The sequence below is a fragment of the Dorea acetigenes genome, from assembly GCF_025567385.1.
In the GTDB taxonomy this organism is placed as follows: domain Bacteria; phylum Bacillota; class Clostridia; order Lachnospirales; family Lachnospiraceae; genus Claveliimonas; species Claveliimonas acetigenes.
Window position 1 is genome coordinate 39,474 of record NZ_JAOQJU010000027.1, and the last position, 7,254, is coordinate 46,727.

8 protein-coding genes are annotated in these 7,254 nt (G+C 44.6%); 7 read left to right on the top strand and 1 reads right to left on the bottom strand.

The annotated features are described in order from the left end of the window. Window positions 1–122: 122 nt before the first annotated feature. The 6 genes from OCV99_RS15085 (at window position 123) to OCV99_RS15110 (ending at window position 5,513) form a co-directional block, all read left to right on the top strand. Window positions 123–1,496, top strand: a complete 1,374-nt coding sequence (locus OCV99_RS15085; protein ID WP_158371649.1) for an MATE family efflux transporter — start codon at window positions 123–125, stop codon at window positions 1,494–1,496. Continuing rightward, the gene (locus OCV99_RS15090; protein WP_158371651.1) at window positions 1,493–2,206 is read left to right on the top strand and encodes a RibD family protein; all 714 of its coding nucleotides are present in this window, start codon (window positions 1,493–1,495) and stop codon (window positions 2,204–2,206) included. Before OCV99_RS15085 ends, OCV99_RS15090 begins: the two co-directional genes overlap by 4 nt. Window positions 2,207–2,383: 177 nt before the next feature. Then, the gene (locus tag OCV99_RS15095; protein ID WP_158371653.1) at window positions 2,384–3,085 is read left to right on the top strand and encodes an aldo/keto reductase; all 702 of its coding nucleotides are present in this window, start codon (window positions 2,384–2,386) and stop codon (window positions 3,083–3,085) included. Window positions 3,086–3,100: 15 nt separating this feature from the next. Continuing rightward, window positions 3,101–3,988: an aldo/keto reductase gene (locus tag OCV99_RS15100; RefSeq protein ID WP_158371655.1), complete on the top strand. Its 888-nt coding sequence runs from the start codon at window positions 3,101–3,103 to the stop codon at window positions 3,986–3,988. Between the two features lie 132 nt (window positions 3,989–4,120). Then, window positions 4,121–4,789: a flavodoxin gene (locus tag OCV99_RS15105; protein WP_262575865.1), complete on the top strand. Its 669-nt coding sequence runs from the start codon at window positions 4,121–4,123 to the stop codon at window positions 4,787–4,789. Window positions 4,790–4,802: 13 nt separating this feature from the next. After that, complete coding sequence (locus tag OCV99_RS15110; protein WP_158371657.1) at window positions 4,803–5,513, top strand: DUF4405 domain-containing protein; 711 nt, start codon at window positions 4,803–4,805, stop codon at window positions 5,511–5,513. Here OCV99_RS15110 and OCV99_RS15115 read toward each other — a convergent pair. Then, window positions 5,510–5,992: a potassium channel family protein gene (locus OCV99_RS15115; RefSeq protein ID WP_158371659.1), complete on the bottom strand. Its 483-nt coding sequence runs from the start codon at window positions 5,990–5,992 to the stop codon at window positions 5,510–5,512. The two genes, OCV99_RS15110 and OCV99_RS15115, sit on opposite strands and share 4 nt — an antisense overlap. Window positions 5,993–6,186: 194 nt before the next feature. On the opposite strand from OCV99_RS15115, the gene OCV99_RS15120 reads away from it, so the two are divergent. After that, on the top strand, window positions 6,187–7,194 hold the full coding sequence (locus tag OCV99_RS15120) for a hypothetical protein (protein ID WP_158371661.1): 1,008 nt from the start codon (window positions 6,187–6,189) through the stop codon (window positions 7,192–7,194). Window positions 7,195–7,254: the final 60 nt, after the last annotated feature.

Consider the following 7,254-nt stretch of genomic DNA (forward strand, 5'->3'; position numbering starts at 1 on the left):
TGACCGGGAAGATTATCTGGATCGGGCAAAAGAAATTGTCCGCTGGGCAGCCGGAGCATAAGAAATGCCGGATATTTCACGGGTGCAGGAGATTTAGCATATAAGAAAGAAGTGATTGAAGGGTGGATGAAGTATCAGAAAAGGAATTATTTGAAACTGTGCCGGCTCATAAGGCGGTGGCGGCATTAGCAATTCCCTCTATTATCAGTCAGGTGGTCAGCATTATTTATAATCTGGCAGATACCTTTTTCATTGGACAGTTTGGCAATCCATATATGGTGGCAGGCGTCACATTGGTATCGCCCTGGTTCAATCTTCTGACTGCGCTGGGGAATCTGTTTGGAATCGGCGGGAGCAGCCTGATTTCGCGCCAGCTTGGTTCCGGACAGCACAGGGAAGTGAAACAGGTTGCAGCGTTCAGTCTTTACGGCGGCATGGGGATGACTTTCCTCTTTTCCATGCTGACATTGTGCTTCCGTGCACCGCTGCTGCGTTTTTTGGGCGCAAGCGATGAGAACTTTGCCTATGCCCAAACCTATCTGCTGTGGGTTGTGGTAATTGGAGGAATTCCTACCATGCTGAGCATGACGCTGGCTCATCTGCTCCGAAGCGAGGGGCATGCAAAGCACGCCAGCGCTGGTATGATGTTTGGCGGGATTTTGAATCTCATACTGGACCCGCTTTTGATGTTCGTTGCAGGGATGGGTTTTGTAGGAAGTGCTATCGCAACGGCCTGCTCCAACCTTGCCTCTGTGTTGTTCTTCTTAGTGATTTTTTACAGATTGCAAGGGAAAACGATGTTATCGCTGTCCATTCACAATGTCTCCATAAAATTTGCCAGGCCGATATTTTCGGTGGGAATTGCTTCTGCAATGATGACGGTACTGGCGAATGCCTCTAACATGGTTATTGTAAAACTGGCATCCGGATACGGAGATATTCCGGTGGCTGCTTATGGAATCGTTAAGAGGATTGATCTGTTCCCACTGGGAATCTGTATGGGCCTTTGTCAGGGATTTATGCCTTTGGTGGGTTATAATTACGCTGCAAAAAATTATAAAAGAATGCGGCAGATCTCCGTTTTCTCATGGAAGACAGCGATGGCGATTGCCGCCTGCTTTGTTGTCTGTTTCTTCAGCTTCGCTCCATGGATTATGCAGGCGTTTATTCAGGAAGCGCAAACAAGCGTCCTGGGAGCTTCTTTTCTCAGAATCGCGTGTTTGGCTGTGCCGCTGACAGCGGTAAATGCTTTGATTATCTATACCATGCAGGCGATGGGAAAAGGATCGCAGGCTACATTTATGACGGTGTGCCGTCAGGGGCTTTTGAATATCCCCTGTCTTCTTCTTATGAACTGGAGCGTAGGCTTGTATGGAATGATCTGGACACAGTTGATCATTGAGACATTGATGCTGCCTGTTACCATCGGCATGTATGCCGTAACATGGAGAAGACTTACAAACCGAGAATTGAGTAAGGGAGGAAAAACTGTATGAACAGACCCTATGTAATTTGCCACATTTTAAGCTCCCTGGACGGGAAGATCAATGGCCCCTTTATGGCGACAGAAACAACAAGGTCGCTTGGAGGGGAATATGGAAAAATCCGCACAGAGATGAATGCGGACGCATGGCTGTATGGAACAACGACCGTAAAGGAATTTTTGAATTTCCGGGAGCCGGTTTTAGAAGAAGATGCCCATGTTCCGGAGGGAGATTTCGTCGCCGGAGATAAAGCGAAACCCTATTTTGTTGCTCTGGATACGAAAGGCGAACTTGGCTGGGAATCCGGACGGTTTTCCAATAAGGGACGTGCCGAAGCCCATGTCATTGAAATTTTGACCGAAAATGCTCCTGTAGCCTACCGTGCTTATCTGAGAGCACGCGGTGTATCTTACATTCTTGCAGGAAAAACAGAACTGAACTGCGAAATAGCGATGGAGAAGCTGCATCGGCTGTTTCACATGGAAAAGCTGCTGATCTGCGGAGGCGGCGCGGCGGACTGGACGTTCCTGCAAGCTGGAATGGTGGATGAACTGAGCCTTGTGCTGTCCCCTGTGACGGATGGGAGCAGTGGTACAGCTTCCGTATTTACCCGGATTCCGGCATTAAGCGCAGGAGAGTCTGTGGAATTTGAATTGAGAACTGTGGAGCGGCTCGGCAGCGGAGGGCTGCATTTGAACTATTTGGCAAAGAATGCAAAATAGGCTGGTTGAGGCAAGCATCTGCGGCTATAACCTAAAGGTGTACACTGAAAAACAAATAGGAACTTCTGCTGGTGTGTGTATGGATTTATAATAGAGATGTAAACAAAACGTAAAGGAGATGTCAGACATGAACAATCAGAAATATATCAAATTGAATAACGGTGTGGAAATGCCTATGTGAATGAAAAAGCGGTGGGCCGTGCGATTAAGAAGTCCGGCGTCCCCCGCAAGGAAATCTTCCTGGAAACCAAGCTGTGGCCATCCTTTTATGAGCAGACGGATGCAGTGGAAAAGACACTGAAGCGGTTGGATACCGATTACATCGATTTGCTGTTGATCCATCAGCCTGCCGGAAACTATATCGCCGGATACCGCCTGATGGAGCGGGCATACAAGGAGGGCAAAGTACGGGCCATCGGTCTGTCCAACTTCACAGCCACTCAGATTCAGGAGATTCTGGACATCTGCGAAATGAAACCTGCTATTTTGCAGACGGAGGTACATCCGTATTCTCAGGAGCAGAAGCTGAAAGAATTCCTGGCAAAAGAAAATATGGTCATTCAGGCATGGTATCCACTGGGACATGGGGACAAGGTGCTGATTCAGGAGCCAGTATTTTCCAGACTGGCGGAGAAATATGGAAAGAGCAATGTCCAGATTATCCTGCGCTGGCACATTCAGGCCGGAAACGTGGTCATTCCCGGTTCCAAGAATCCGGATCATATCCATGCAAACTTTAACCTGTTTGATTTCAGCCTGAGTGACGAGGAAATGGCGGAGATCGCAGCACTCAATAAAGACAAACGGTATTATACCAGTACTCCGGAACTGCTGGAAAGATATGTCACAATGGTGCCGCCTGTAGACGAGCAAAAATAGAATGGAGGAATCACGATGGAATATGTAACCTTATCAAACGGAGTAAAAATGCCGATTCTCGGATACGGCGTTTATCAGGTAACGAAGGACGAATGTGAACGGTGCGTATTGGATGCCCTGGAGGTAGGATATCGCAGCATTGATACCGCACAGTCTTACTTCAACGAGGAGGAAGTAGGCTCTGCCATGAAAAAGAGCGGTATTCCGAGAGAGGAGATTTTCCTGACCTCTAAGGTATGGGTGGAGCATTACGGATATGAGGAAACCAGAAAATCCGTAGAAGAATCCTTGCGGAAGCTCCAGACAGACTATCTGGACCTGATGCTGCTCCATCAGCCTTTCAACGATTACTATGGCGCATACCGGGCGTTGGAGGATTTGTATGACGAAGGAAAGCTGCGTGCCATCGGCGTATCTAACTTCTATCCGGATAGGCTGGTGGATCTTGCTTCCTTTACGAGAATCCCGCCGATGGTCAATCAGATTGAGACGCATGTGCTGAACCAGCGCACAGAAGATTATGAGTGGATGAGCAAATATCATGTTGCTCACGAAGCATGGGCGCCCTTTGGAGAGGGCCGTGGAGGTCTTTTTGACAACGAGGCATTAAAGCAGATTGGCGAAAAATATGGTAAGACCACTGCGCAGGTGATGCTCCGCTGGAATATTCAGAGAGGTGTGATCGTGCTTCCGAAGTCAACTCATAAGGAAAGAATGATTCAGAATTTGGATGTCTTTGACTTCACGCTTACCGATGAGGATATGAGCGCCATCGCTGGGCTGGATACGAAAACCAGCGCCTTCTTCTCTCACTATGACCCGAACATGGTAGAGTGGTTCGTAAAGATGGTGGAAGAGCGGAAGAAACAGCATGACAGCAGCAAGGAAAAGAAAAACTGGTAAAGCAGTCACTCACCATTAGATATAACCTTTAGGTATCAACTGAACAACAAATCGAGACTTCTGACGAGGTCTCGATTTTTTTATAATAAGGATACAGGAATAACCTGAAAAATATTCTGGAGGTAAACACTCATGATGAAACGTGAACTTATAGCTCGTATCCTGTCCTGTCTTCTGGTAGTTACTATGATTGTAACGCTTGCGGCATGTGACCGGGCAGATGATACAAAGAACGCACAAACGGAAGAAAAGCAGGAGAGCGGCAAGATTCTGATTGCCTATTTTACCGCTGCGGAGAACAGCGGTGTGGACGCGGTTTCCTCAGCAAGCTATACCACGATAGGTGGAACTGCGGTTGGGCGGCTCCGTGCAGTGGCGGATATGATTCAGGAGAATACAGACGGAGACCTGTTTTCCATTCAGACCGCTGTAGTTTATCCGTCAGACGGTGGGGAATTGATTGACTATGCGGCAGAAGAACAGGACGAAAACGCACGTCCGGAATTAACCAGCCATATTGAGGACTTGGATCAGTATGGTACGATCTTTGTCGGCTTCCCTACTTGGTGGTACGACATGCCCCAGGCGCTTTACAGCTTTTTTGATGAATATGACTTCTCCGGCAAGACGATCATTCCGTTTAATGTCCACAACGGGAGCCGTTTCTCCGGAACCATTGATACAATCAAGGAGTTGGAGCTGGACGCAACAGTGGTTGAAGATGGATTTACGGTCAGCGAGAGAGATGTAGCGGAAGCATCAGAGGATGTTGCCGAATGGCTGAACGGACTTGGTTATTAAGGAGGCAGTTTAAATGAAACCCAAAATGATTGCGAAGATATGTGTGGATATCGGCATGACGATTGCTCTGCTGCTGCTTATGCCCTATGAGCTGGTTGGACAGGCGGCTCATGAGTGGATCGGGATTGGAATTTTCATTCTTTTTATCGTTCACCATATCTTAAACTGGAAATGGAGTCGAAATTCACTCAAAGGGAAATATACGCCGCTGAGAATCTGGCAGACTATATTGGTAATTTTTGCGCTGGTCTCCATGATTGGTTCCATGGTCAGCGGAGCCATTCTTTCCCGCCATGCTCTTTCTTTTCTGCCGATCAGCGGTGGACGTTCTTTTGGAAGAAGCCTGCACATGCTTGCATCTTATTGGGGCTTTGTTCTGTTGTCCTTACATCTGGGTCTGCATTGGAGCATGATGATAGGAATGGCGAAAAAAGCGGTAAAGAAACCATCTGCTGTCCGTACATGGATACTGCGTATCCTGTCATTGGCGATTGCCGGGTATGGTGTGTTCGCCTTTGTAAAACGGGAAATAGGGAGCTATATGCTTCTGAGAATACAGTTTGTATTCTTCAATTTTGAAGAGCCGTTGATTTTCTTCCTGTTGGATTATGCAGCGGTTATGGGACTGTTCGTATTCATTGGGCATTATCTTACGGAGATTTTGAAATATTGCAGCCGAAAGAGGCAGATGCAGCCGGCAGACAACAAAAGATTCCCAGATTAATCCGATTTTTCATTTTCGTGTCCCTGATTTTTTTTCGTTTTTTTAAAAATAGAGTTGTTTTTTTCGTCTAAAAACAACTTCGCACGCTCGGACATGATCGTGAGCTCTTCTTGAGAAAGCTCTGGAAGCCGTTGCAATTTATCGACAAATGCTGCAAGCGTTTCCTTTTGCTGGATCTGTATGAGCTGGTTATAGTAATTAACGATGACACCAGTTACAAGCGCGATTACGATTAAAGAATAGATTGTCAGTAGTACAGAAGCGGTTTTTGCGATCAGTGTTGTGACGACGATATCTCCAAATCCGGCAGTAGAAACCACAGCATAACAGTACCACAAGGCATCCCGGTATGTATTGATGTGAGGGTCGGCCAGTTGGATGACCAGAGCGTCCGCCAGGAGAAACAACAGATAAGAAAGAAGTATCTGTGTTGTGTGTGTTCGGATCAGTATGGATTTTAAGAGGCGTAATTTTTTCATAGTCAGCTCCTTTAGGTGAGTTTCTTCTTGAGTTCCAGAAAATAATGGTTTTGCTATTATACATGAAAAAGAATAGAAAAGCAAGAGGAAGGCAATTGTAAAAATGGCAGTGCTGACGATGATTTCCTTTTTATTTTGATCAATTGACCAATAAGTTCTGATGCGGTATAATACTTTAAAATTGGAGGTATAGCATGGAACTGATTAATTTAGAAAAAGCCTTTAAAAATCATACATTTAGAACAGAAGAGGATGTGAAAATACATTTTCACGCAGATATTGTTGAGCCTTTATTAAAGGAATTAAATCCTGCCCGTGCAAATCAATATAGAAGTGAAGATACACTTCTTGCCGGAGGCAGAACGGATGCCACATTTCAGAATATATCTTTTGAATTAAAGAAATTAAAATATTTCAAAACGAAAAATGGCGTGAAAGAAGCTCTTTATGGCAGAGATGCAAACGATCATGGTTTATATGATTACATTATCGGCAATGCAGGCATTTATGAGACAGATTCAAGCGACGTTATAACGGTGAAATTGTTAAACGGTATTGGCGTCGGGTTTGATGGAAATAATTTTATTTTTGCCCGATTTGTACCTTCTCCGGTTGGCAGTCCCGTAAACACAAGCAAACTGAAAATAAACATCAAATATGATTTGTCAATTACCTTTGTTTATGAAGTTAAAGACTTTTCATCAGGACTTAAGAAATTGGCGTTCCTTTTGAAGCAGCAGGATAAAATCGCACTGAATAAGAAGAATCTCATTTCTATTATTAATCCCAAAAGTTCTTTTGTTCAAAAAAATATTAAGATAATTTATGATGAGTTATATTTTAATCTTAATGATTTAAATGGCAGCAATCGTGTACGTACTTTGTATAAAGAGTGGGATAGGGTATTTGGCACAATGTACGGAGAAGACGATGAGGCAACTTCTTTCACCGAAGTTTCATCAGTGATAAAAGAAATTTATGGTTTCGGTGATGAGGTTATAATTGACAGTAAAGTATATTTATTTGCGCTTCAAACATTTTTTAATATGTTTTTGAAGCTGCTTATATATTCATTCTTAGCTCAGCTTGTTAGTCCAACCTTTAAGGTTGAAACGCTTACAAAGCCGCAAATTGATAAATTGTTTGACGGTGAACTAAATAAGTACGAATCATTGGTGATGATGTGGTATAAAAAAAGTTGACACCCCATTCTCAAGGATTTGAGATATAATCTAGAGAATAAGGAGTGAACAAAATGGCAG

Coding starts and splice junctions, on each gene's coding strand:
- OCV99_RS15090 (WP_158371651.1), top strand. CDS start 1,493: ATGAACAGACCCTATGTAATTTGCCACATTTTAAGCTCCCTGGACGGG.
- OCV99_RS15100 (WP_158371655.1), top strand. CDS start 3,101: ATGGAATATGTAACCTTATCAAACGGAGTAAAAATGCCGATTCTCGGA.
- OCV99_RS15105 (WP_262575865.1), top strand. CDS start 4,121: ATGATGAAACGTGAACTTATAGCTCGTATCCTGTCCTGTCTTCTGGTA.
- OCV99_RS15110 (WP_158371657.1), top strand. CDS start 4,803: ATGAAACCCAAAATGATTGCGAAGATATGTGTGGATATCGGCATGACG.
- OCV99_RS15115 (WP_158371659.1), bottom strand. CDS start 5,992: ATGAAAAAATTACGCCTCTTAAAATCCATACTGATCCGAACACACACA.
- OCV99_RS15120 (WP_158371661.1), top strand. CDS start 6,187: ATGGAACTGATTAATTTAGAAAAAGCCTTTAAAAATCATACATTTAGA.